This is a genomic window from Gordonia sp. OPL2, assembly GCF_003797825.1.
Taxonomy (GTDB): domain Bacteria; phylum Actinomycetota; class Actinomycetes; order Mycobacteriales; family Mycobacteriaceae; genus Gordonia.
In genome coordinates, this window is sequence record NZ_RKME01000067.1 from 1 (window position 1) to 481 (window position 481).

A 481-nucleotide genomic window follows, 5' to 3' on the forward strand; every position below is an offset into this window, starting at 1 on the left:
GTACAGGCGCTGGCCGTCACGGGCCAGCGGGCTGATCATGATCGTGGCCACCCACACGGCCGCGAAACCGGCGAACAACGCGCCACCGTGGCCGGGCCGGCGCCAGCGCTTCACCCGTGTGGCGAACAGTGGCAGCAGCGAGACCAGCGCCAACACGATGAAGCCGGCGATGTAGCCCTTGAAGTCGGAGACACCGGCACCTTCCATGTCGGCGCCGAGGTGGTACAGGGTGGCGGCATTGAGCCCATCACCGGACAGCTTGTCGATCAGCCACCACGCGCTGAGCATCAGCAGCAGCAGCGAGAACGCGCCGGCCTTCCACCACACCCACTTGTCGGACGCGAGGAACAACCAGCACAACAGCAACAACGACAGCAGCAGTATCCAGAGCATAGGCAGCTTCGGCAGTGACGGGGTGGTGGTGATGGACGTCGTACCGACGCGTGTCCATCCGACCGGCGCTGCCGCAAGCACATGCATG

At 65.5% G+C, this 481-nt stretch carries 1 protein-coding gene; it reads right to left on the bottom strand.

Translation table 11 applies throughout. The annotated features are described in order from the left end of the window. Positions 1–393, bottom strand: a 393-nt coding sequence (locus EEB19_RS26295) for a hypothetical protein (RefSeq protein ID WP_222929985.1), incomplete at its 3' end; no start/stop codon positions are given. Between the last annotated feature and the right edge of the window lie 88 nt (positions 394–481).